Source organism: Pseudomonas hormoni (assembly GCF_018502625.1).
GTDB lineage: Bacteria > Pseudomonadota > Gammaproteobacteria > Pseudomonadales > Pseudomonadaceae > Aquipseudomonas > Aquipseudomonas hormoni.
In genome coordinates this window covers 464,789-488,455 of the sequence record NZ_CP075566.1, presented here as the reverse complement: position 1 = coordinate 488,455, position 23,667 = coordinate 464,789, and the positions used below count along the sequence as shown (strand labels likewise).

The 23,667-nt window shown below is 61.4% G+C and carries 21 protein-coding genes; 12 read left to right on the top strand and 9 right to left on the bottom strand.

Annotated features, from left to right (window positions below; genetic code table 11):
- Positions 1-11: 11 nt before the first annotated feature.
- From trmD to ffh, 4 genes are all read right to left on the bottom strand, one after another.
- Complete coding sequence (gene trmD, locus KJF94_RS02185) at positions 12-764, bottom strand: tRNA (guanosine(37)-N1)-methyltransferase TrmD (protein ID WP_007897583.1); 753 nt, start codon at positions 762-764, stop codon at positions 12-14.
- A gap of 2 nt (positions 765-766) precedes the next feature.
- A complete protein-coding gene (gene rimM / locus KJF94_RS02180) occupies positions 767-1,303 on the bottom strand; it encodes a ribosome maturation factor RimM (protein WP_214380865.1) in 537 nt (178 codons plus the stop codon).
- 5 nt (positions 1,304-1,308) lie between these two features.
- Positions 1,309-1,560: a 30S ribosomal protein S16 gene (rpsP, locus tag KJF94_RS02175; RefSeq protein ID WP_007944872.1), complete on the bottom strand. Its 252-nt coding sequence runs from the start codon at positions 1,558-1,560 to the stop codon at positions 1,309-1,311.
- A gap of 249 nt (positions 1,561-1,809) precedes the next feature.
- Positions 1,810-3,186, bottom strand: a complete 1,377-nt coding sequence (gene ffh, locus KJF94_RS02170; RefSeq protein WP_017340267.1) for a signal recognition particle protein — start codon at positions 3,184-3,186, stop codon at positions 1,810-1,812.
- A 195-nt stretch (positions 3,187-3,381) separates the two neighbouring features.
- Between ffh and KJF94_RS02165 the strand changes: the two genes are divergently transcribed.
- The 3 genes from KJF94_RS02165 to KJF94_RS02155 all read left to right on the top strand — a co-directional run bounded on the left by KJF94_RS02165 (position 3,382) and on the right by KJF94_RS02155 (position 7,090).
- Positions 3,382-4,194: a cytochrome C assembly family protein gene (locus tag KJF94_RS02165; RefSeq protein WP_214380863.1), complete on the top strand. Its 813-nt coding sequence runs from the start codon at positions 3,382-3,384 to the stop codon at positions 4,192-4,194.
- Positions 4,195-4,206: 12 nt separating this feature from the next.
- Positions 4,207-5,442, top strand: coding sequence for a transporter associated domain-containing protein (locus KJF94_RS02160; protein WP_214380862.1), 1,236 nt, complete (start codon positions 4,207-4,209; stop codon positions 5,440-5,442).
- A gap of 331 nt (positions 5,443-5,773) precedes the next feature.
- Entirely contained in the window at positions 5,774-7,090 is a 1,317-nt protein-coding gene (locus tag KJF94_RS02155; RefSeq protein ID WP_214380860.1) for an MFS transporter, read from the top strand.
- A gap of 114 nt (positions 7,091-7,204) precedes the next feature.
- Here the strand turns inward: KJF94_RS02155 and purT are convergent, their stop codons facing one another.
- The 5 genes from purT to KJF94_RS02130 all read right to left on the bottom strand — a co-directional run bounded on the left by purT (position 7,205) and on the right by KJF94_RS02130 (position 10,720).
- A complete protein-coding gene (gene purT, locus KJF94_RS02150) occupies positions 7,205-8,386 on the bottom strand; it encodes a formate-dependent phosphoribosylglycinamide formyltransferase (RefSeq protein ID WP_214380858.1) in 1,182 nt (393 codons plus the stop codon).
- Positions 8,387-8,644: 258 nt separating this feature from the next.
- A complete protein-coding gene (locus KJF94_RS02145) occupies positions 8,645-9,112 on the bottom strand; it encodes a VUT family protein (protein WP_214380856.1) in 468 nt (155 codons plus the stop codon).
- Positions 9,113-9,328: 216 nt separating this feature from the next.
- Positions 9,329-9,544, bottom strand: a complete 216-nt coding sequence (locus KJF94_RS02140) for a DUF1289 domain-containing protein (RefSeq protein WP_214380854.1) — start codon at positions 9,542-9,544, stop codon at positions 9,329-9,331.
- The gene (locus KJF94_RS02135; RefSeq protein ID WP_214380853.1) at positions 9,541-10,065 is read right to left on the bottom strand and encodes a gamma carbonic anhydrase family protein; all 525 of its coding nucleotides are present in this window, start codon (positions 10,063-10,065) and stop codon (positions 9,541-9,543) included. Before KJF94_RS02135 ends, KJF94_RS02140 begins: the two co-directional genes overlap by 4 nt.
- Positions 10,066-10,120: 55 nt before the next feature.
- Positions 10,121-10,720 carry a CoA pyrophosphatase gene (locus KJF94_RS02130; RefSeq protein ID WP_214380851.1) on the bottom strand — a complete coding sequence of 200 codons (600 nt, stop codon included), beginning with the start codon at positions 10,718-10,720 and terminating at the stop codon, positions 10,121-10,123.
- A 146-nt stretch (positions 10,721-10,866) separates the two neighbouring features.
- On the opposite strand from KJF94_RS02130, the gene KJF94_RS02125 reads away from it, so the two are divergent.
- The 9 genes from KJF94_RS02125 to KJF94_RS02085 all read left to right on the top strand — a co-directional run bounded on the left by KJF94_RS02125 (position 10,867) and on the right by KJF94_RS02085 (position 23,667).
- On the top strand, positions 10,867-11,418 hold the full coding sequence (locus KJF94_RS02125; protein WP_214380849.1) for an NUDIX hydrolase: 552 nt from the start codon (positions 10,867-10,869) through the stop codon (positions 11,416-11,418).
- A 66-nt stretch (positions 11,419-11,484) separates the two neighbouring features.
- On the top strand, positions 11,485-11,988 hold the full coding sequence (locus KJF94_RS02120) for a L,D-transpeptidase family protein (protein ID WP_214380848.1): 504 nt from the start codon (positions 11,485-11,487) through the stop codon (positions 11,986-11,988).
- Positions 11,989-12,434: 446 nt separating this feature from the next.
- Entirely contained in the window at positions 12,435-13,166 is a 732-nt protein-coding gene (locus KJF94_RS02115; protein ID WP_214380847.1) for a GntR family transcriptional regulator, read from the top strand.
- Between the two features lie 46 nt (positions 13,167-13,212).
- The gene (nagA, locus tag KJF94_RS02110) at positions 13,213-14,319 is read left to right on the top strand and encodes an N-acetylglucosamine-6-phosphate deacetylase (protein WP_214380846.1); all 1,107 of its coding nucleotides are present in this window, start codon (positions 13,213-13,215) and stop codon (positions 14,317-14,319) included.
- On the top strand, positions 14,300-15,322 hold the full coding sequence (locus tag KJF94_RS02105) for an SIS domain-containing protein (protein ID WP_214380845.1): 1,023 nt from the start codon (positions 14,300-14,302) through the stop codon (positions 15,320-15,322). The genes nagA and KJF94_RS02105 overlap by 20 nt, the downstream gene beginning before the upstream one ends.
- Positions 15,323-15,481: 159 nt before the next feature.
- Positions 15,482-17,998 (top strand): phosphoenolpyruvate--protein phosphotransferase, encoded by a 2,517-nt coding sequence (gene ptsP / locus KJF94_RS02100; RefSeq protein ID WP_214380844.1) that lies wholly within the window; start codon positions 15,482-15,484, stop codon positions 17,996-17,998.
- A 32-nt stretch (positions 17,999-18,030) separates the two neighbouring features.
- The gene (gene nagE / locus KJF94_RS02095) at positions 18,031-19,746 is read left to right on the top strand and encodes an N-acetylglucosamine-specific PTS transporter subunit IIBC (protein ID WP_214380843.1); all 1,716 of its coding nucleotides are present in this window, start codon (positions 18,031-18,033) and stop codon (positions 19,744-19,746) included.
- Between the two features lie 895 nt (positions 19,747-20,641).
- On the top strand, positions 20,642-23,059 hold the full coding sequence (gene lon, locus KJF94_RS02090) for an endopeptidase La (protein ID WP_214380842.1): 2,418 nt from the start codon (positions 20,642-20,644) through the stop codon (positions 23,057-23,059).
- A 215-nt stretch (positions 23,060-23,274) separates the two neighbouring features.
- A complete protein-coding gene (locus KJF94_RS02085) occupies positions 23,275-23,667 on the top strand; it encodes a protease inhibitor I42 family protein (RefSeq protein WP_214380841.1) in 393 nt (130 codons plus the stop codon).

The window sequence follows — 23,667 nt, the reverse complement described above, 5'->3', positions numbered from 1 at the left end:
TCGATACGTTGTTAACTATCGTCCCGCTCGCGGATGTATTCCTCGAGCAGCTTCTTCTCTTCTCCAGAAAGCGAGCGGCTTTCCAGAAGATCGGCGCGTCGTTCAAAGGTCCTACCAAGGGACTGCTGTAAACGCCAACGCCGGATGTGCGCGTGATTGCCACTTAGCAATACGTCGGGAACACGCTGATCCGCATACACCTCCGGTCGGGTGTAGTGCGGGCAATCCAGCAAACCATCCGTAAAGGAATCTTCCTCGGCGGAGTCCGCATGCCCTAAAGCTCCAGGCAGCAGTCGTGTAACCGCATCGATCAGGACCATCGCCGGCAGCTCGCCGCCAGACAGTACATAGTCGCCAATCGACCACTCTTCATCGACATGAGCATCAATAAAACGCTCGTCAATGCCTTCATAGCGGCCGGCAATCAGGATCAATGCATCCAGATTCGCCAACTCGCGTACCGCCGACTGAGTCAGTTGACGGCCTTGGGGGGACAGGTAAATCACCTTCGCCGCCTCCCCGGCTGCTGCCTTGGCCTGAACCAGAGCATCTTCCAGGGGCTTGATCTTCATCACCATGCCCGGACCACCGCCAAATGGGCGATCATCCACAGTGTGATGTCGATCCGTCGTGTAGTCTCGCGGATTCCAACAGGTGAGCTGCAAGAGCCCCTGTTTCACCGCCCGACTGGTGATGCCGTACTCGCTGATGGCGGAGAACATCTCGGGAAACAAACTGATCACTTCTACGCGCAAGTTAGCCACGTTTAGAAGTCCGCGTCCCAATCCACCTTCATCTCGCCTGCCGCCAGGTCGACGGCCAACACGCATTGCTCCGTATAGGGCAACAGGCGTTCGCGATCATCCAGGCTGCCAGCGCAAGGCTTGACCACCATTACATCATTGGCGCCGGTTTCCAGAAGATGATCGATTTTCCCGAGCAATTGCCCGAGTTGATCAATAACCTTCAGACCTTCCAGCTGGTACCAGTAGTACTCGCCGTCGGTCAATTCAGGGAACAGGTTGCGCGGCACGCAGATCTCATAACCGGCCAGAAGACGCGCTTCTTCACGATCATCGAGACCCTTGAGCTTTGCGACCAGGAACTTGTCGTTCCCACGTCCGCTGACCAGCTCGACCTGTTTCACATTGCCTTCGCGCTTGAGCGTCCAGGTTTTGTACTGCAACAGGTTTTCAGTCGGATCAGTAAAGGAATAAACCTTCACTTCGCCGCGAACGCCATGAACAGAATAAATCTTGCCAATAACGATCAAATCATCAGCAACAGCTGGCGTCGCGCTCATATTGCTCAGGCCGCAGCCTTAGCAGCGTCCTTCAACAACTGAGCAACGCGCTCAGAAGGTTGTGCACCAACGCTCAGCCAGTAGGCTACGCGCTCTTGGTTCACGGACAGACGAACTTCTTGACCACGAGCAACAGGGTTGAAGAAACCAACCTGTTCCTTGTGCGAACCGTCGCGCGGGTTGCGGCTGTCGGTTACGGTCAAGTGGTAAAACGGGCGCTTTTTGGAGCCGCCAAGGGCAAGACGGATTGTTAGCATGTGAACATCGTTCCTGTAGTCGGTGCTGCAAATCTAAAGGCACAGCGGGCATAGGTGCCCGAAAGGCCGCATATTCTAAGGAATATCCGGACTTTTGCAAATGACTTTTTCCGGCGGCCTATCGGACGCCATCCAGATTTGCTATAGAGCCGTCGTTGAAAACGGCCAGTCAGCTCCCGCCAAGTGCGGGTTTGCTGGAGATCCCACTTCCGTGTGGGCTGCGCAAGAGCAAGCCCTTGCGCGAAATCTTTACATTTTCGGCATGCCGCCGCCGGGCAACATACCGCCCATGCCGCGCATCATTTTGGCCATTCCGCCTTTCGCGGAGAATTTCTTCATCATCTTCTGCATCTGCTTGTGCTGCTTGATCAAGCGACCGATGTCCTGCACCTGGGTGCCGGAACCCATGGCGATCCGGCGCTTGCGCGAACCGCTGATCAGCTCAGGGTCGCGGCGCTCGGCCGGGGTCATGGAATTGATGATGGCTTCCATCTGCTTGAATTGTTTCTCTGCCGCGCCTTGGGCGTTGCCCATCTGCGCCAGGTTCACGCCGCCGATGTTCGGCAGTTTATCCATGAGGCCGCCAAGGCCGCCCATGTTCTTCATCTGTTGCAGCTGATCGCGGAAGTCTTCGAGGTCGAAGCCCTTGCCCTTCTTCAGCTTCTTGGCCAGTTTGTCGGCCTTGTCCTTGTCGAGGGTCGCTTCGGCCTGTTCGATCAGGCTGAGCACGTCGCCCATGCCGAGGATGCGCGAAGCGATACGCTCAGGGTGGAACGGTTCGAGCGCTTCGCTCTTCTCGCCCATACCGATGAACTTGATCGGCTTGCCGGTGATGGCGCGAACCGAGAGAGCGGCACCGCCACGAGCATCACCGTCGACCTTGGTCAAAATCACACCGGTCAGCGGCAGTGCATCGCCGAAGGCCTTGGCCGTGTTGGCGGCGTCCTGGCCGGTCATGGCGTCAACCACGAACAGCGTTTCGACCGGATTGATCGCGGCGTGCAGCGCCTTGATCTCGCCCATCATCTCTTCGTCGATGTGCAGACGACCGGCGGTATCGACGATGACCACATCAATAAACTTAAGCTTTGCTTCTTTAATAGCTGCTTGCGCGATCTCGACCGGCTTCTGGCTCAGGTCGGACGGGAAGAAGGTAACGCCTACTTCACCCGCGAGCATTTCCAGCTGCTTGATCGCCGCCGGACGGTAGACGTCCGCGGACACGACCATGACCGATTTCTTCTTGCGCTCTTTAAGGAAGCGCGCCAGTTTGCCGGCGGTGGTGGTTTTACCGGCGCCCTGCAAACCGGCCATCAGCACGACGGCTGGCGGAACGGCGCTCAGGTTCAGGTCTTCGTTGGCCGCGCCCATCAGGCTTTCGAGTTCGGCCTGGACGATCTTCACGAAGGCCTGGCCCGGCGTCAGGCTGCGCGACACCTCGGTGCCGACGGCGCGCTCCTTGACCGAATTGACGAAGTCTTTGACGACCGGCAAGGCGACGTCGGCTTCGAGCAACGCCATGCGCACTTCACGCAGGGTGTCTTTGATGTTGTCCTCGGTCAGCTTGGCCTTGCCGGTGACATGGCGCAGCGTCTGCGAGAGACGGTCGGTTAAGTTTTCAAACATTGCGCGATCCTTTCAGGCCCTGTGTAGACCGGGATAATGGCGGCCCAGACCGGAATCAACATGTGCTCGGCGAGCCTGCGGCGTGGGCAGGTCGCGGATTATAGCGAAGACTGCGACTGGCGGACACCTCGCACTTTCGTGCCGCGTGGGTTCTATGCCAAACTCAGCGCCTTTCGGGCTTGCCTAACAGGATTTATGCTCCCCTTGTCACCCAGTTTGCTGACTACCCTCGCCGCCGCCTGCTTATATGCCGCTGCGACCATCTATCAGGGCACTCGCCTGGCCACCGGCGCCAAGGCGAACAAGCGCCTGCTGGTCACGCTCGGCGTGTTGGCCGTGCTGGCTCACAGCGCCAGTCTGTTCACCCATCTGCTGACGCCCATCGGCCTGGGCCTGGACTTCTTCAGTGCCGCCAGCCTGATCGCCGCCGCGGTCATCGCCCTGACCCTGCTGGCCTGCTCGCGGATCCCGGTGGAAAACCTGCTGATATTGCTGTTCCCGCTGGGCGCCGCGACCGTGCTGCTGGCGCAGTTCGCCCCGGCCGGTACGGTGCAGATCATCGACGAAGCGCCGGGCATCCTCGCGCACATCCTGCTGTCGATCCTCGCGTACGGCATGTTCACCATCGCGGTGTTCCAGGCCTTGCTGCTGCTGGTTCAGGACCATCAACTCAAGCACAAGCACCCGTCCGGGCTGATCAAGAACTTCCCGCCGCTGCAAACCATGGAAAGCCTGTTGTTTGGTTTCCTCTGGGCCGGCTGGACGCTGTTGTCGCTGTCACTGATCTCTGGCTGGCTGTTCGTCGACAACCTGTTCGCCCAGCACCTGGTGCACAAAACCCTGCTGGCGTGCCTGGCCTGGATCGTCTTCAGCGTGTTGCTTTGGGGTCGTAACCGCCTCGGCTGGCGCGGACACAAGGCCATTCGCTGGACCCTCGCCGGTTTCTGCCTGCTGATGCTCGCGTATTTCGGCAGCAAGCTGGTCCGTGAATACATCCTGCACATCTGACGGGCGGCATTAATGGACGACTTGCCCATAGGGCCGATGCTCGCAGTAGTGGCCCTGTTGATTTTATGGTCGGGGCTGTTTACCGCCATCGAGGCGGCGCGGCAGCACTTGCTGGCCCAACGCACGGCCTCGCGCTCCAGCGACAAGCCGGTGGCGAAGCTGAGTTTTCCACTCAACAGCCTGATTTTCTGTAACACCCTGTGCCGCGCGCTGGTGGTGGTCATCAGCACCTTGCTGGCGATTTTCACCTGGGTCGAAAATGGTCCATGGGCGGCTTGCGTTGGCGCTGGCGTGGTTCTGCTGGTATTCGCCGACTACCTGCCGCGCACCCTCGCCGCCCGCTACCCTGATGCGATCCTGTCCCTGGGAAACACCTTGCTGGGCGCCCCCCTGAAAATAATCTACCCGGCCGCCTGGCTGCTCAATGGCATCAGCCAGTTGCTGATGCGACCGTTTGCCCGCAAGGCCAACGTGGTGCAGCAAAGCGAAGACGAGACGCAGAATGATCGGTACGACGATCTTGAACACCCTGTCTGTCGCCCGCACCCGGTGTCGGGCATCCACGCGCTGGACAACATCACAGTCAACGACATTCTGGTGCCGCGCAGTGACGTCGACGGGATCAACCTCGACGACTCGATCGAAGAAATCCTCGAGCAGCTTCGCGCCAATCGGCGTACGCGCCTGCCGGTTTTTCACAGCGACATCAATCAGGTTGAAGCGGTGCTCAACACCCGGCAGATCCGCCATCTGCTGCCCGACGGCCACCTGACGCGCGAAGCGCTGCTGGCCGCGTGTCACGATCCGTACTTCGTGCCGGAAAGCACCCCGCTGCAACTGCAACTGCTGAACTTCCACAAGCAGCAGCGTCGCCTGGGCATGGTGGTCGACGAGTACGGCGAAGTGCTGGGCATCGTCACCCTGGAAGACATTCTCGAAGAAATCGTCGGCGAATTCGAAAGCCAGCACAGCCTGGACAACCCGCACATCCATCCGCAGGCCGACGGCCGACTGGTGATCGATGGTGCGGCGTCGATACGCGACTTGAACAAAAGCCTCGGCTGGCACTTGCCCAGCGACGGCCCGAAAACCCTTAACGGGCTGGTGACCGAGGCGCTGGAGACGATTCCGGACAGCGCGGTGTGCCTGAAGATCGGGCGTTATCGGCTGGAGATTCTGGAGACGGAAGACAATCGGGTTACCCGTGTGCTGATCTGGCACACGAGTTCAATTCCAGTGGTTATCTGACCCCTGACACATTCCCCTGTGGCGAGGGAGCTTGCTCCCGCTGGGCTGCGAAGCAGTCCCAATCACAGACGCCGCAATTATCCTGACAGCCTCCATCCAGCCTTTTTGCGGCCGCTGCGCGCCCGAACGGGGGCAAGCCCCCTCGCCACAAAAGCCATCGCAAGCCTTTGGCCACTTGTTCGATCGTTAGCCACCTTCCTATAATCGAATCCGCTTACCCAAGCCCCGCCATACCCCTGTGCTACCCGCACCCCGCTTCAAACCCACATCCCTGGGTGTTCGACCATAATAATTCGCTCCACTGGGGCACATGACTGTCAGGGATAACCGCATGACGACCAGCACGACTTATACCGAAACCACGCCAGCGCAACCGACGAACTCCGCCACCCGTGTGGCCACTGCGAGTTTCATCGGCACCGCCATCGAGTTCTACGACTTCTACGTGTATGCCACTGCCGCGGCGCTGGTGATCGGTCCGGTGTTCTTTCCGCAGACCTCCGGCACCGCCCAGATGCTCTCGGCGTTTCTCACCTTCGGCATCGCCTTTCTCGCTCGGCCGTTAGGCTCGGCGCTGTTCGGCCACTTCGGTGACCGCATCGGGCGCAAATCGACCCTGGTCGCCTCCTTGCTGCTGATGGGCGTGTGCACCACGCTGATCGGCGTGCTGCCGGGTTACGACGCCATCGGGGCCTGGGCGCCGATCCTGCTTTGTGTGCTGCGCTTCGGCCAGGGTTTGGGACTGGGCGGCGAATGGGGCGGCGCGGCATTGCTGGCGACGGAGAATGCACCCAAGGGCAAACGCGCCTGGTTCGGCATGTTTCCGCAGCTCGGCCCTTCGATTGGCTTTCTCGCCGCCAACGGTTTGTTCCTGACGCTGGCGATGACATTGGACGACGAACAGTTCCGCTCGTGGGGCTGGCGGATTCCGTTCCTGCTCAGCGCCGCGCTGGTGATGGTCGGCCTGTACGTGCGCCTCAAGCTGCACGAAACGCCAGTGTTCGCCAATGCCATGGCGCGTCAGGAAAGGGTGAAGATCCCGCTGGTCGAGCTGTTCAGCCAATACTGGATGCCGGTGTTGCTGGGTGCCGGGTCGATGGTGGTGTGCTACGCGCTTTTCTACATCTCGACGGTGTTTTCGCTGAGTTACGGTGTGTCGACGCTCGGCTACACCCGCGAAACCTTCCTCGCGCTGCTGTGCTTCGCCGTGCTGTTCATGGCCGCCGCGACGCCGTTGTCGGCCTGGGCCAGTGACCGTTATGGGCGCAAACCGGTGCTAATCATCGGTGGCGTGCTGGCGATTCTGTCCGGGTTCTTGATGGAGCCGCTGCTGACCCAGGGTTCGACCTGGGGCGTGGCGCTGTTCCTGTGCATCGAGTTGTTTCTAATGGGCGTGACGTTCGCACCGATGGGTGCGCTGCTGCCGGAGCTGTTTCCGACACACGTGCGCTATACCGGCGCGTCAGCGGCCTACAACCTGGGCGGTATTGTCGGAGCCTCGGCGGCGCCGTTCTTCGCGCAGAAGCTGGTGGCGATGGGCGGTTTGAGTTATGTCGGCGGGTATGTGTCGGGGGCGGCGGTGCTGAGTTTGATTGCGGTGCTGTGCCTGAAAGAGACGCGGCATAACGATTTGAATCGGGTTGCCTGAATCAGAAGCATCGCCAGCAGGCTGGCTCCCACATGGAAATTGGGTGTACACAAAATCTGTGACCAACCAATAACCCTGTGGGAGCTAGCCTGCTAGCGATTGCCGCGCCGCGGTTTACAGCTCTACAACAACAGCCTGAGAAGCACGGGTTGCTTTAGCGCGAGCCGTTTCAATCGACTCATCCCGCGCCAACGCCACACCCATCCGCCGCTGACCATTCACCTCAGGCTTGCCAAACAGACGCAACGCCGTATCCGGCTCGCTCAACGCAGCGCCCAGGTTGGCGAAAGCGGTCTGGGTCGATTGCCCTTCCACCAGGATCACCGCCGAAGCCGATGGCCCAAACTGACGGATCAACGGAATCGGCAGGCCCAGAATAGCCCGCGCGTGCAGCGCGAATTGCGACAGGTCCTGAGAAATCAGGGTCACCAGGCCGGTGTCATGCGGACGCGGTGAAACTTCGCTGAACCACACCTGATCGCCTTTGATGAACAGCTCGACACCAAACAGACCACGACCGCCCAAGGCTTCAGTGACCGCTTTGGCCACGCGCTCGGATTCCGCCAAGGCAACCGGGCTCATGGCTTGCGGCTGCCAGGATTCCTGATAGTCGCCCTTCTCCTGACGGTGACCGACCGGCGCGCAGAACGTGGTACCGCCGACGTGACGCACGGTCAGCAGAGTGATTTCGTAGTCGAAGTCGATGAAACCTTCGATGATCACGCGACCTTTACCGGCGCGGCCGCCTTCTTGCGCATACTCCCACGCGGTTTTCACATCATCGGCGCTGCGCAGCAGGCTCTGGCCTTTGCCCGACGAACTCATCACTGGCTTGACCACGCACGGGAAACCCAGGTCCTGAACGGCCTTGCTGTAATCCTCGAACGTGTCGGCGAAGTGGTACGGCGAGGTCGGCAGGTCCAGCTCTTCGGCGGCCAGACGACGGATGCCTTCACGGTTCATGGTCAGCTGCGCGGCACGCGCGGTCGGGATCACGGTGAAGCCTTCGGCTTCCAGTTCGACCAGGGTCGCGGTGGCGATGGCTTCGATTTCCGGCACGATGAAATGCGGCTTCTCGGCTTCGATCACCGCACGCAGGGCGGCGCCGTCGAGCATGTTGATCACGTGGCTGCGATGAGCCACTTGCATGGCCGGCGCGTTGGCGTAGCGATCCACGGCAATCACTTCAACGCCCAGGCGTTGCAGCTCGATCACCACTTCCTTGCCCAACTCACCACAGCCACACATCAATACGCGGGTCGCGGTTGGCGACAATGGAGTTCCGATACGGGTCATCTCAGGTCCTCAAAGGAGCGGATCATCGAGGGATGCAGGAAAGTAGCGTGTGTGGCCAGTTCTGTTAGTCAATTTCGGCGCATGAAGCCCATATCCTGCGTTGCTGTTCCTCGCCATAGCGAGCTATGACTCGTCACAGCGCCTTGGCTATGAGCTTCCTGCATCCGAACTTGAACTAACGAACTGGCCGTACACGCTACTCGCGCGCTTCCCATGGGGAGAAAGCGCGGCATTTTACATGAACCTGAGGGTTTGGCTTCAGCTGGCGACGGCCTGTTTGCGCAAGCGCCACGCCATGATCAGCCATACGGCCGTGACGCCGGCGAACTTCGAGCCCATGGCGGTGAGAATCACGGCCGGGGTGAAGGCGTCGATCATGCCGAAGAAGATGAAGGTATCGAGGGGAATGCTCAGGGCCGAACTTATCCACAGGCGGTCGTGCAGCGGACGTTTGGTGACACTGAACACCAGCCAGTCGATGCACTCGGACACGGCGAACGCCGTGGCGCTGGCCAGGGCGATGGAAGGATCGGATGTGACGTACGACAGCACCAGCGCCGCCAGCATGGCCGCGATCGCGCCATGGCCGAAGCGGGTTTGCACCATGTCGCGCAGCACAAACACCAAACCGCCCCAGGCGGACCAGATGATGTCCAGGTGTGGCGCGGTGGAGAAGGCGTAGTTGATCAGCACGACGCTGCAGATGTAGGCGATCAGGAAGAGCATGGGGCGTGGGGATACCTGTCAATTTGGCGCACAGATTACTTTATCTTTGGTTTACAAATAACCTGTGGCGAGGGAGCTTGCTCCCGCTGGGTCGCGCAGCGGCCCTGAAGTCGGTGGTTGCGGTGTGTCAGATAAAACAACGATCTGTCAGTTTGGGGCTGCTTCGCAGCCCAGCGGGAGCTCCCTCGCCACAAATAACTCATCAGCCACAAAAGCTCAGGAATCGGATCTGGAAGGCAGCATCCAGAGCAATCCACTCGATTTCGCCCGCTCATGACACAACCCCAACACCTTGCGGCGCTCTTCGTTGTCCATCCGGCTCCAGCGCGTGATCTCTTCCACTGTGCGCTGACACCCGGTGCAAATGTCATCGTCGTCCAGCGCACAGATATTCACGCAGGGCGACAGGACCGGACGTTCTGGCGTGCTCATTCTTCCTGCTCGACCAGATCGCGGGCGTAACGCTGCGAGTTATGCACATAGTGCGCAGCGCTGGCCTCCAGCATCCTCTTTTGCGGCTCGGTCAGCTCACGAACAACCTTGCCCGGCGAGCCCATGACCAGCGAACCGTCCGGAATTTCCTTGCCCTCACCGATCAGCGAGTTGGCGCCGATGATGCAGTTCTTGCCGATCTTCGCGCCGTTGAGGATCACCGCGTTAATGCCGATCAGGCTGTAATCACCGACGGTGCAGCCATGAAGCATGGCGTTGTGACCGATGGTCACGCCAGTGCCGATGGTCAGCGGGTAGCCCATGTCGGTGTGCATCACGGTGCCGTCCTGAACGTTGCTGTTCTTGCCGATCAGGATCAGTTCGTTGTCGCCACGCAGCACCGCGTTGAACCAGACGTTGGCGCCCTCTTCCAGTTTGACCTTGCCCACCAGCACGGCGTTTGGGGCGACCCAGCTCTGCGGATGGGTCTCGACACGGGCATCGCCCAGGCGGTATTTCATCGTGTAGTCCTCAAGGCTCAGGCAGCCGCGATCTCACGCCATACGAACGATGGCTTCAGGTGTTGATAAAACTCTTGGGAGGCTGGTGCAGGCTGATTCTGGCGTCATAGAGCAGGTTGATCAACTCGACGATCATGATCGCCGTCAGGCCCCAGATCTTGTACTCACCATAACGGTAACTCGGTACGTACCAGCTACGCCCCTGGTAATCGATGCGATGGGTATGTTCGCGCGGGTCCTTGCGGAAGAATTCCAGGGGCACGCTGAACACGGCTGCGATCTCGGCATCATTGGCCCGGTACTCGACGAAATCCGGAATCACGCCGACATAAGGCGTGACCTTGATGCCGTGCAGGGAGATCAGCGGGCTCAGCGGGCCGATCACTTCGACCAGCCCGGGCGGCAGGCCTATTTCTTCTTCGGCCTCACGTAGCGCGGTGAAAATCAGGTCCGGGTCTTCGGGGTCCCGTCGTCCGCCAGGGAAGGCGACTTCACCGCCATGGGTCGAGAGCCCGCTGGCGCGCAGGGTCAGAACCAGTTCCGGTTCATCACTGCGAGTGATGGGCACCAGTACCGCGGCCTCAGGGAAACGCTTGTCGGTTTCCAGTGTGCGTGGGGTGTGGTTGCTTACTCGATGCAGTAGCTCGTCCAGCATGAGTCTTCTCGATTTATTCTCTACCTCGCATCATGCACCAATCACACCGACCGCCCAACCCCCGAACTGCCGCGTGTCGCGAAACGACAACTTGCCGACAGACACCGCCGCACGCCAAGATAGGCGCAGCATTCAGGAACCCAAGCATGAAATTTTGCAGTCAGTGCGGCAACCCGGTGACCCAACGCATTCCGGAAGGCGATTCGCGTCTGCGTTTTGTCTGTGACAGCTGTCACGCCATTCACTACCAGAACCCCAATATCGTCGCCGGCTGCGTGGCGACCTGGGGCTCGAAAGTGTTGCTGTGCCGACGCGCCATCGAGCCACGGCTCGGCTACTGGACCCTGCCCGCCGGTTTCATGGAGAACGGCGAAACCATCGAGCAGGCGGCCATTCGCGAAACGGCTGAAGAAGCCTGTGCGCGGGTGCGCAACCTGAGCATCTATACGTTGATCGACGTGCCGCACATCAGTCAGGTGCATGTGTTCTTTCGCGCCGAACTGGTGGACCTGGATTTTTCCGCCGGCCCCGAGAGCCTGGAAGTGGCACTTTTCGACGAAGCCGACATCCCGTGGTCCGACCTGGCTTTCCGCACGGTGGGCCGTACCTTAGAATGCTTCTTCACTGACCGGCGGACCGAGGTCTACCCCGTGCGGTCCGAGTCGATCCAGCCGCTTGCGCAGCCTGCCATCACCTGAAGCGCCTGTCAGTAAAACCACCTATAACTATTAAATCGTCGCGACACTCCTAGGGATATCGTTTCAATGCGCTGGTTGCTTGCCCTGTTTTGCCTGTCGTTCGCTGTCGTGTCCCAGGCCTCCACCGTGGTCACCCTGGATGGCAAACCCATCGAAAAAGTACTGGTGCTCAAATCCGCCCATCAACTGCAATTGATCGCCGACGGCAAACCGCTGCGAACCTACCGCATTTCCCTGGGCAAGCAGCCCAGGGGCGCGAAGCTGATGGAAGGCGACAAGCGCACGCCCGAGGGTTTTTACTGGGTGGACTGGCGCAAGGTCAGTGACCGCTTCAACCTGGCGATGCACATTTCTTATCCGAACGTCAGCGACTCTGCCCGCGCCCGGCGCGAAGGTGTCGAGCCTGGCGGCATGATCATGATCCACGGCACCCCCGACACCTATGACTACCCGGAAAACCTGTTCCACACCCTGGACTGGACCGACGGCTGCATCGCCATGCGCAACATGGACATGCGCGAGGTCTGGGGTTTGGTGCCGGACGGCACGATGATCGAAATCCGCCCGTAACCCTGTGGCGAGGGAGCTTGCTCCCGCTGGGCTGCGAAGCGGCCCTAAAATCAGAGAATGCGGTGTCAGACAGAATTTGGGCCTGCTTCGCAGTCCAGCGGGAGCAAGCTCCCTCGCCACAAAAGCTATTCCCCGCCCTTTAACTGCGTGCCTGACCGCTACCTTCGGTCGCCTTCGAAAAATAAATTCAGAAGATCGCTGCCTGCGACAGCGCCTGACGGGGAGATACCAATTTCCTCTACAGGCGCTGCTGCACGCTGCGATCTTTGCTTTCAAAATCCCCACCTCTAATACCACTTGAAACCGAAGCGTGTTTACGCCGCACAACGGGGCAGGCTTTCCCACGCCAACAGCAAAGTACTGGCATTGACATGGTATTTAAGTGGTATTAGTTTTCGCTGCACTACCGGGCGACAACACTCCAATATCCGCATCGGACACCCCACATGAACGACCTCCAGGCACTCCGTCCTGACGACACCCAGCCCACGCCGCTGTACCTGCAACTGGCGCGCAATCTGGAAGCGGCGATCCATGCCGGCCAGTGGAAAGCCGAGCAGGCGATGCCGTCGGAACGCAACCTCAGCGAATTGCTGGGCATCTCCCGCGTCACCGCTCGCAAGGCGCTGGAAGTGCTGTTCGAACAAGGCTTGATCCGCCGCAACCAGGGTTCCGGTACGTTCATCACGCCACGCCTGGAACAACCGCTGTCGCGTCTTTCGGGGTTCAGCGAGATGTTGCGGCTCAAGGGCTTCGTCCCCGGCTCGCAATGGCTGGAACGTGAAATCACCCCGCCGACCCACGAAGAACTGATCCGCCTCGGCCTCTCGCCGAACGACAAGGTGGCGCGGCTCAAACGCCTGCGCAAAGCCGACGACACCGTGATGGCCATCGAAATGAGCACCCTGCCCGCCTCAATCATTCCCAGGCCGCAAGCAGTGGGCGACTCCCTTTACGAATACCTCGACGGCATCGGCAAACCGATCGTCCGCGCCTTGCAGCACATTCAGGCGATCAACGCCTCGGACGAATTCGCCGCGCTGGTCGGCATCGCTCCCGGCACCGCCATGTTGCTGATGACCCGGGTCGGCTACCTCGAAGACAACACACCGATCGAAGTCACCGACACCTATTGCCGCAACGACTACTACGACTTTGTCGCAGAGCTTCGTAGATAAAGAGCTTCGTAGATAAGAGCTTCGCTGCTAAAACCGAGACCCCATCATGTCCGAAGACAACATCCTCACCGCCGGCGGCTGGATACGCGGCCGGCTGATTCACGAACACGGCAAGGTCGTGTCGATTGAAGGCGTGCCCTGTGATCCGGCAGACAACGACCTGCCTTACCTGCTGCCGGGTTTCATCGACCTGCACGTTCACGGCGGCGGCGGCAAAGACATCATGGAAGGCGCGGCCGCCTTCGAAACCATCACCCGAACCCACGTGCGTTTCGGCACGACTTCGTTGCTGGCGACCACCATGACCGCGCCAAGCGAAGAGATTTCGAGCGTGCTCAAAGCCGTCGGCGAATTCTGTGAGCGACGCCCCGGCGGCAGCGCCCGGGTGCTCGGCGTGCATTTGGAAGGCCCATACATCAACCCCGGAAAACTCGGCGCCCAGCCGAATTTCGCCCATACCGCGTTGATGGCCGAAGTCGAAGAATACCTGGCGCTGGCGCCGATCCGCGTCATCACCATTGCCCCGGAAATCGCCGGCCATGACGCCTTGATCCGCGCCCTCAGCGCGCGCGGCGTGCGCATGCAGATCGGCCACACCCTCGGCAGCTACGAGGAAGGCGTGGCGGCGCTGAATGCCGGCGCGACCAGCTTCACCCACCTCTACAACGCCATGAGCCCGCTCCATCACCGCGAACCCGGCATCGTCGGCGCGGCGCTCGCCCATGCCAAATATGCGGAACTGATTCCGGACCTGCTGCACGTGCACCCCGGCGCGATGCGCGTGGCCCTGCGTTCGATCCCATGCCTGTATTGCGTCACCGATTCCACCGCCGCCGCCGGCATGCCCGACGGTGAATACAAACTCGGCAGCCACACCGTGACCAAATGCCTGGGCGGCGTGCGCTTGCCCGACGGCACTCTGGCCGGCAGCACGCTGACCATGGATCAGGCCCTGCGCAATCTGGTGAAGATCGGTTTGCCGATCAGCGAGGCCTCGCAGCGTCTTTCGCAATTCCCCGCCGATTACCTCGGCATCCCCGAACGCGGGCGCCTGCAACCCGGCGCCTGGGCCGACTGCGTGCGGCTTGATCGCTCACTCACACTGACCGCCGTCATGGTCGAAGGAGAAGACATTGACTTCAAAAATGCTTGAAGAGGCGCTGTCCTCGTTCGAAGCCGTGCAAGCGCAATTGCAGCAGCTCGACCCGCAGATGATCGAGATCGCCGGCCGCCTGCGCCGCCAGCCGCCGCAAGTGGCGATGACTGTCGCTCGCGGCAGCTCCGACCATGCCGCCAGTTACTTCGCCTACCTGACCATGCAGCAACTCGGGATTCCCGTGGCGTCGATGCCGATGTCGGTGGTGACCATGCAGCAAGCGCCCTTGAAGGTCAGCGGGCAGGTGGCGTTCGCCTTCTCCCAATCCGGGCAAAGTCCCGATCTGGTCAACAGCCTGCGTTTGCTGCGCAAGCGCGGCGCCTTGAGCATTTCCATGGTCAACGCCGAGAGCTCGCCGCTGGAAGCCGCGTGTGAGTTCAGCCTGCCGCTGTGCGCGGGGACGGAAAGCAGCGTCGCCGCGACCAAGAGTTTTATCGCCACCCTCAGTGCCAGCGCCCGCCTCATCGCGCACTGGAAACAAGACGAGGAATTGCTGGAAGCCGGCCTTGCGCTGCCGGAAGGTCTGCGCGATGCCGTCCGACAGGACTGGAGCCTCGCCATCGATGCACTGCGCGATTGCCAGCGTCTGATGGTGATCGGCCGGGGCGCCGGTTTTGCCATCGCCCAGGAAGCGGCGCTCAAATTCAAGGAAACCTCGGCGATCCAGGCTGAAGCCTTCAGCAGTGCCGAAGTCCGTCATGGGCCGATGGCGTTGATCAACGAGAACTATCCGTTGCTGGTGTTCGCCCCGCGCGGCGCCGAACAGGCGGGCTTGCTCAGCCTCGCCGCCGACATGCGCCAACGCGGCGCCCGTGTGTTGCTGGCCGCACCGGATGACATCGCCGAACGCGACCTCACCCTGACCCGCGCCGAGCACCCGGCCCTTGACCCGATTCTGGCGATCCAGAGTTTCTATGTCATGGCCGCCGGTTTGGCGGTGGCGCGAGGCATGGACCCGGATCAGCCACGGCACCTGAGTAAAGTCACGCGCACGCATTGATTTGATGGCGAATGCATAACCCTGTAGGAGCCGAGCTTGCTCGCGAAGGCGTTGGTACATCCGATGCTTTACCGGCGGCTGGAATGCCGCCTTCGCGAGCAAGTTCGGCTCCAACAGGGACCGCGTTGATCCGAACTGAATTTTTAATGAGACCGAGCCATGCACAACAATAATAAAGAGCTGACCCTCAGCGCCCCGCTCAGCGGCCCGGTGCTCACGCTCGCCAAAGTCCCGGACCCGGTGTTCGCCAGCGGCGCCATGGGCGACGGCATCGCCATCGATCCGCTGAACGACACCCTTCATGCGCCATGCGCTGGCGTGGTGGTGCACGTCGCCCGCACCGGCCACGCCATCACCTTGCGCGCCGACAACGGTGCCGAACTGCTACTGCACCTGGGCCTCGACACCGTCGAGTTGCAGGGCGAAGGGTTCTCGATGCTGGTCAAGGAAGGCGCACGGGTCAGCAATGGCCAACCGCTGTTGCGCTATGACCTGGACAGGGTCGCGCAGCAATGCAAAAGCCTCGTCAGCCTGATGATCCTCACCAACAGCCAGGACTTCCAGGCCAGGCCGATCACGCTGAAATCAGTGAAAGTCGGCGAGCCATTGCTGCACATCATTCGTCGGCAGGCGTCGGGTGCGCAGGCTGAAGCGGACCTGTCCGGGGAAACGTTTGTCGGCCACATTCGTATCGCGCATCGCGGCGGTCTCCACGCTCGCCCGGCAGCGCTGATTCGCCAGACCGCTCAGGGTTTCAAAAGCAAATCGCAGCTGCACTTCGCCGGTAAATCGGCGATCTGCGACAGCCTGATCGGGCTGATGGGCCTGGCCGTCGGCGAGCAGGATGAAGTGCAGGTCAGCTGCCAGGGCACGGACGCCGAAGCGGCGCTGCAAGCCTTGTTGATCGCGTTATCCACGGCGCTGGCCGAAGCCCCTCACGCGGTCGCGCCAGCACCGGTTACCCGACACAACCGGACGGCTGAAGCGGGTGTGCTGCACGGTGTCTGCGCCGCTGCCGGCCTGGTCAGCGGGCCATTGTTTCGCTTGAACGCCATCAGCCTGCCGATGGATGCCGGCAGCCACGACCCCGCACAACAACTGCACGCCCTCGATACCGCGCTGACCGCCGTACGCAGCGAAATCGGCAGCACCCTGGCCCAAGCCAAAAAGCACAAACACATCGACGAAGAAGCGATCTTCGCCGCCCACCTCGCGCTGCTCGAAGACCCGGCGCTGCTGGATGCGGCGAACGCCTCCATCGACCGGGGCATGGCCGCGACGCACGCCTGGAGCCAGTCGATCGACCAGCAATGCGAGGTGCTGGCGCAACTCGGCAGTCCGCTGCTGGCCGAACGTGCCAACGACCTGCGCGACCTCAAGCAACGAGTGCTGCGCGCCTTGCTCGGCGAGACCTGGCACTACGACGTACCAGCCGGCGCCATCGTCGCCGCCCATGAACTGACCCCGTCCGACCTGTTGCAACTGAGCCAGCAAGGTGTCGCCGGGTTGTGCATGGCCGAGGGCGGCGCGACGTCCCACGTGGCGATTCTCGCTCGCGGCAAAGGCTTGCCGTGCATGGTCGCGCTGGGTTCGACGCTGCTGGATCAGCAACAGGGGCAAGCGGTGGTGCTGGATGCCGACAGCGGTCGCCTGGAACTGTTGCCGACCGCCGAGCGTTTGTCGCAAGTGCGTCAGGCACAACTCGACCATCAGCAGCGCCGCGCCGAGCAACAAACCCAGGCACATCACCCGGCACTGACCCTAGACGGCTTGCACATTGAAGTCGCCGCCAATGTCGCTTCCAGCGCTGAAGCTGCCGATGCGTTGGCCCATGGCGCCGATGGCGTCGGCCTGCTGCGTACCGAGTTTCTGTTTGTGGATCGCAACACCGCACCGGACGAAGAAGAACAGCGCAGCGCCTATCAAGCCGTGCTCGACGCCATGGGCGAAAAGTCGGTGATCATCCGCACCATCGACGTGGGTGGCGACAAGCAACTCGACTACCTGCCGCTCCCCATCGAAGCCAATCCGGTGCTCGGTCTGCGCGGTATCCGTCTGGCGCAGGTCCGCCCGGAAATCCTCGATCAGCAACTGCGTGCGCTGCTGCACGTCAGCCCGCTGTCGCGCTGCCGGATCCTGCTGCCGATGATCACCGAAGTCGAGGAACTGCTGCACATCCGCCAGCGCCTCGACGCCTTGTGCTCTGAACTCGGTGTGAGTGAACGCCCGCAGCTGGGGGTGATGATCGAAGTCCCGGCCGCTGCGTTGCTGGCCGAGCAATTGGCCGAGCACGCCGACTTCCTGTCCATCGGCACCAATGACCTGTCGCAATACACCCTGGCCATGGACCGCGACCACGCCGGCCTCGCGTCCCGCGTCGACGCGATGCACCCGGCGCTGCTGCGGTTGATCGCCCAGACCTGCGCCGGTGCGGCGCTGCATAAGCGTTGGGTCGGCGTGTGTGGCGCGCTTGCCTCCGATCCGCTGGCCACGCCGGTCCTGATTGGCCTGGGCGTCAGCGAACTGTCGGTCAGCCCGGTGCAGGTCGGCGAAATCAAGGACCGCGTCCGTCACCTCGACGTCGCCGAATGCCGACGCATCAGCCAAAGCCTGCTCAAGCTGAGCAGCGCCGCGGCTGTGCGTCACGCCTGTCACCAGCAATGGCCTCTGAGCTGAACAACAACAAAAAGAATCCGGGGAGATCCGCCATGTACCAATATTTCATCGAAGGCCTGCAACGCCTCGGCCGCGCGCTGATGCTGCCGATCGCGATCCTGCCGATCGCCGGCCTGTTGCTGCGACTGGGCGACACCGACCTGCTGAACATCGCGATCATCCACGACGCCGGCCAGGTCATCTTCGCCAACCTGGCGATGATCTTCGCCATCGGCATCGCGGTCGGTTTCGCCAAGGACAACAACGGCACCGCCGGCCTCGCCGGGGTGATTGGCTACCTGGTGATGATCTCCACCCTCAAGGTGCTCGACGCGAGCATCAACATGGGCATGCTCGCCGGGATCGTCAGCGGCTTGATGGCGGGCGCGCTGTACAACCGTTTCAAGGACATCAAGCTCCCGGAATACCTGGCGTTCTTCGGTGGTCGGCGTTTCGTGCCAATTGTCACCGGGTTCGCCGCTGTCGGCCTGGGCGTGGTGTTCGGATTGATCTGGCCACCGATCCAGCACGGCATCAACAGCTTCGGCACCTTGATGATGGAGAGCGGCAGCTTCGGCGCCTTCGTCTTCGGCGTGTTCAACCGCCTGTTGATCATCACCGGGCTGCACCACATCCTTAACAACATGGCGTGGTTCGTCTTCGGCAACTTCACCGACCCGACCACAGGCGCAGTCATCACCGGCGACCTGTCGCGCTACTTCGCCGGCGACCCAAAAGGCGGCCAGTTCATGACCGGCATGTTCCCGATGATGATCTTCGGCCTGCCCGCCGCATGCCTGGCGATGTACCGCAACGCCCTGCCGGAGCGGCGCAAGGTCATGGGCGGGATCTTCCTTTCGATGGCGCTGACGTCTTTCCTGACCGGCGTGACCGAACCGATCGAATTCGCCTTCATGTTCCTCGCGCCGCTGTTGTACCTGCTACATGCGCTTCTGACGGGGCTGTCGATGGCCGTCACCAACGCACTGAACATTCACCTCGGCTTCACCTTCTCCGGCGGCTTCATCGACATGATTCTCGGTTGGGGCAGGTCCACCAACGGTTGGTTGGTGATCCCGGTGGGACTGGCCTATGCAGTGATCTACTACGTGGTGTTTGATTTCTGTATTCGTCGCTTCAACTTGAAGACCCCGGGGCGTGAAGAGGTCGCTACCGCCGAGAGAGCGGCGGTGGCGGAAAACGAGCGGGCCGGGGCTTATATCAAGGCGCTGGGCGGCGCACAGAACCTGATCACCGTGGGTGCCTGCACCACGCGACTGCGGCTGGACATGGTGGATCGCAACAAGGCCAACGATGCAGAGTTGAAAGCACTGGGGGCGATGGCCGTGGTGCGTCCGGGCAAGGGCGGGAGTTTGCAGGTGGTCGTCGGGCCGATGGCCGACAGCATTGCTGACGAGATCCGCTTGGCGATGCCGGCGCTGGGCCGCGCGCTGGTGTCTACGCCGCCGGCTGTCATCGACGCGCCTGCACCGGCTGCAGTGACGACGCCGGAAGCACAGCAATGGCTGAATGCGCTGGGTGGCGGAGAAAACGTGCTGCAGATGGATTGCGTGGCCATGACCCGGATTCGTTTGCAACTGGCGGATGGCAAGGCGCTCTCGGAGTGCGATTTGAAGGCGCTGGGTTGCCAGGGGGTCAGTCAATTGGAGGGTGGCGTCTGGCACCTGTTGGTTGGCGACAAGGCAGCGAGTTTGAGTGACGCGCTGGAGGCGTTGGTCAATCGCAGCGAGGTGAGTGCCAAGGTCTAGGCCTTCATCGCCTGAAAGACCGTCTTCGCCGGTAAGGCGGTCTCGCTCCCACAGGGGCCGGGGGCATCAGCAAAAAACTGGTCGGCTGTCAGGCCGCCATCGCCGGCAGGCCAGCTCCCACAGGGGCCGGGGGTGTCAGCGGAAATTGGGTCGGCTGGCAGGCCGCCATCGCGAGCAAGCCCGCTCCCACAAGGTCAGCGTATATCCGCGAGAACAGGTCGGCTGTCAGGCCGCCTTCGCGAGCAAGCTCGGCTCCTACAGGGGGTCAGCGAACATCTGAAGATAGGGTCGGCTGTCAGGCCGCCATCGCCGGCAGGCCAGCTCCCACAGGGGCCGGGGGCGTCAGCGGAAATTGGGTCGGCTGGCAGGCCGCCATCGCGAGCAAGCCAGCCCCCACAAAAGCTGGCTGGCATACACCCGCTTTTCACCACTCATCAGGCCGAGCGTTAGCTCGCCTGCAGCTCTTGATCTTGATCCACCCGCCCCTTCGGGAGGCTGAGTGGAGGTGTTCATCCGGGGAGTGGCGCGCAGCGCCGTTCGACGCAGTCGAACTCATCGCATGTAGGTGCCAGCGAAGCCAACCGGAGGGCGATGCCCCCGGATGAATGCCGAAGCGAAGGAACGCCGAGCCTTAGCGAGGGGCCGGACGCTCGGGGCGAGCCTTTTTTTGCTTACTTTTTTTTGGCGTTTGAAAAAAAAGTGAGTCGCCGTAAGGGCGAAACCCTAAGTGGCCGTTACCGCAGAAACGGATATGTACACCTCAAAGAACCTGGTCGGCCCAAAGGCCGCCACTACCTGTCCAGACCCTGAACACATACCTTGAATTACCCGCGACCATTGAAACCACCCCCCACCTGCCCCATCTAAGACCCATACCCCATTGCGCAGGTGCCCCATGAGCGACCAGCAAGAATTCCCCGAAGACCCGAGCGAATACGCCGACCCAGAGAACGCCGAACACCACTCCACCGGCAAAGGCCTCGCCCTGCCAGGCCAGAACCTGCCGGACAAGGTCTACATCATCCCGATCCACAACCGCCCGTTCTTCCCGGCCCAAGTGCTGCCGGTCATCGTCAATGAAGAGCCGTGGGCTGAAACGCTGGATCTGGTGAGTAAATCCGATCATCACTCCCTGGCCCTGTTCTACATGGACACGCCCCAGGAAGACCCGCGCCATTTCGACACCTCGGCCCTGCCGCTTTACGGCACGCTGGTCAAGGTGCACCACGCCAGCCGCGAAAACGGCAAGTTGCAATTCGTCGCCCAGGGCCTGACCCGCGTGCGCATTCGCACCTGGCTCAAGCACCATCGCCCGCCATACCTGGTGGAAGTCGAATACCCGCACCAGCCCACCGAGCCCACCGATGAGGTCAAGGCCTACGGCATGGCACTGATCAACGCGATCAAGGAACTGCTGCCGCTCAACCCGCTGTACAGCGAAGAGCTGAAAAACTACCTCAACCGCTTCAGTCCCAACGATCCGTCGCCCCTGACCGACTTCGCCGCAGCCCTGACCTCGGCCACCGGCAGCGAGCTGCAGGAAGTGCTCGACTGCGTGCCGATGCTCAAGCGCATGGAAAAAGTCCTGCCGATGCTGCGCAAGGAAGTCGAAGTCGCGCGCCTGCAGAAAGAAATCTCCGCCGAAGTTAACCGCAAGATCGGCGAGCATCAGCGCGAGTTCTTCCTTAAAGAGCAGTTGAAAGTCATCCAGCAAGAGCTGGGCCTGACCAAGGACGACCGCAGCGCCGACATCGAACAGTTCGAGCAGCGTCTGGAAGGCAAGGTGTTGTCGGCGCAGGCGCAGAAACGCATCGAAGAGGAAATGAACAAACTGTCGATCCTCGAGACCGGATCGCCGGAGTACGCGGTCACCCGCAACTACCTCGACTGGGCGACCTCGGTGCCATGGGGCGTGTACGGCGAGGACAAACTCGACCTCAAGCACGCCCGCAAGGTGCTGGACAAACACCACGCCGGCCTCGACGACATCAAGGACCGCATCCTCGAATTCCTCGCCGTCGGTGCCTATAAAGGCGAAATCAGCGGCTCCATCGTCTTGCTGGTCGGCCCGCCGGGCGTGGGCAAGACCAGCGTCGGTAAATCCATCGCCGAATCCCTTGGCCGGCCGTTCTACCGCTTCAGCCTCGGCGGCATGCGCGACGAAGCCGAGATCAAGGGCCACCGCCGCACTTACATCGGCGCGCAGCCGGGCAAACTGGTGCAGGCGTTGAAAGACGTCGAAGTGATGAACCCGGTGATCATGCTCGACGAGATCGACAAGATGGGCCAGAGCTACCAGGGCGACCCGGCCTCGGCGCTGCTGGAAACGCTGGACCCGGAACAGAATGTCGAGTTTCTCGACCACTACCTGGACCTGCGTCTGGACCTGTCGAAAGTGCTGTTTGTCTGCACCGCCAACACCCTCGATTCGATCCCCGGCCCGTTGCTGGACCGAATGGAAGTGATTCGCCTGTCGGGCTACATCACCGAAGAAAAAATCGCCATCGCCAAGCGTCACCTATGGCCGAAGCAACTGGAAAAGGCCGGTGTGTCAAAAGGCAGCCTGTCAATCAGCGACACCGCATTGAAGGCGCTGATCGACGGTTATGCCCGTGAAGCCGGGGTGCGCCAGTTGGAAAAACAACTGGGCAAACTGGTGCGCAAAGCCGTGGTGAAGTTGATCGACGAGCCAAAAGCCGTGATCAAAATTGCTCCCAAGGACCTGGAAGCCTCACTGGGCCATCCGGTGTTCCGCAACGAGCAAGTGCTGTCCGGCACCGGCGTGATCACCGGCCTGGCCTGGACCAGCATGGGCGGCGCGACCCTGCCGATCGAAGCGACGCGGATTCACACGCTCAACCGGGGTTTCAAACTGACCGGTCAACTGGGCGACGTGATGAAGGAGTCGGCGGAAATTGCCTACAGCTACGTCAGCTCGAATCTGAAATCGTTTGGCGGTGATCCGAAATTCTTCGACGAAGCCTTCGTCCACCTGCACGTACCGGAAGGCGCCACCCCGAAAGACGGCCCGAGCGCGGGCGTGACCATGGCCAGCGCCCTGCTGTCCCTGGCCCGCAACCAGCCGCCGAAAAAAGGCGTGGCCATGACCGGCGAACTGACGTTGACCGGGCATGTGCTGCCGATTGGCGGGGTGCGCGAGAAGGTGATTGCGGCGCGGCGGCAGAAGATTTTTGAATTGATTCTCCCGGAGCCTAACCGTGGCAGTTTCGATGAGTTGCCGGACTATCTGAAGGAAGGGATTACCGTGCATTTCGCCAAGCGCTTTGCGGATGTGGCGAAGATTCTGTTCTGATAGTCACCTAGCGCCGTTCCACCGCCATCGCTAGCAGGCTAGCTCCCACAAGGGTGGGTGGTGTTCACAAATTTTGTGTTCACTGCAAATCCCTGTGGGAGCTAGCCTGCTAGCGATGGCGTCATTACTGACACCCCCCATTTCTGAACCTGTCACACTTTGTCTCATCTCGGTTATGCTCGCCGTTCGTCGTGAATGCCGGAGCCACTGACCTTATGTCCCCCACCCGCCTGTTTGTCCCCCTCGCCCTCTCTTTGCTGGCCGCCTGCGCCACGCAACCGAAACAGAACGTGACCGTGGAAAAACAAAGCGCATGCCCGGTGAACATGCACAACGGGCAAAACCTGATCCTGACCCTGCCAAGCAACCCGACCACGGGTTACCGCTGGGCCATCCAGGACTCGGCCGGGGGTGTTTTGCGCGCACTGGGGCCAGAGGTTTACCGAAACCCGGAAGACGCCGGTGTCGTCGGCGCTGCCGGCGTGTCGACCTGGCGCTTTCAGGCGTTCGCGGCCGGTTCCGGGCGCTTGCGCCTGACTTCGCAACAGCCTTGGGCACCGGAAGTGCCGGCGGTGGAAACCTTCGACTGCGCGATCTCGGTTAACTGA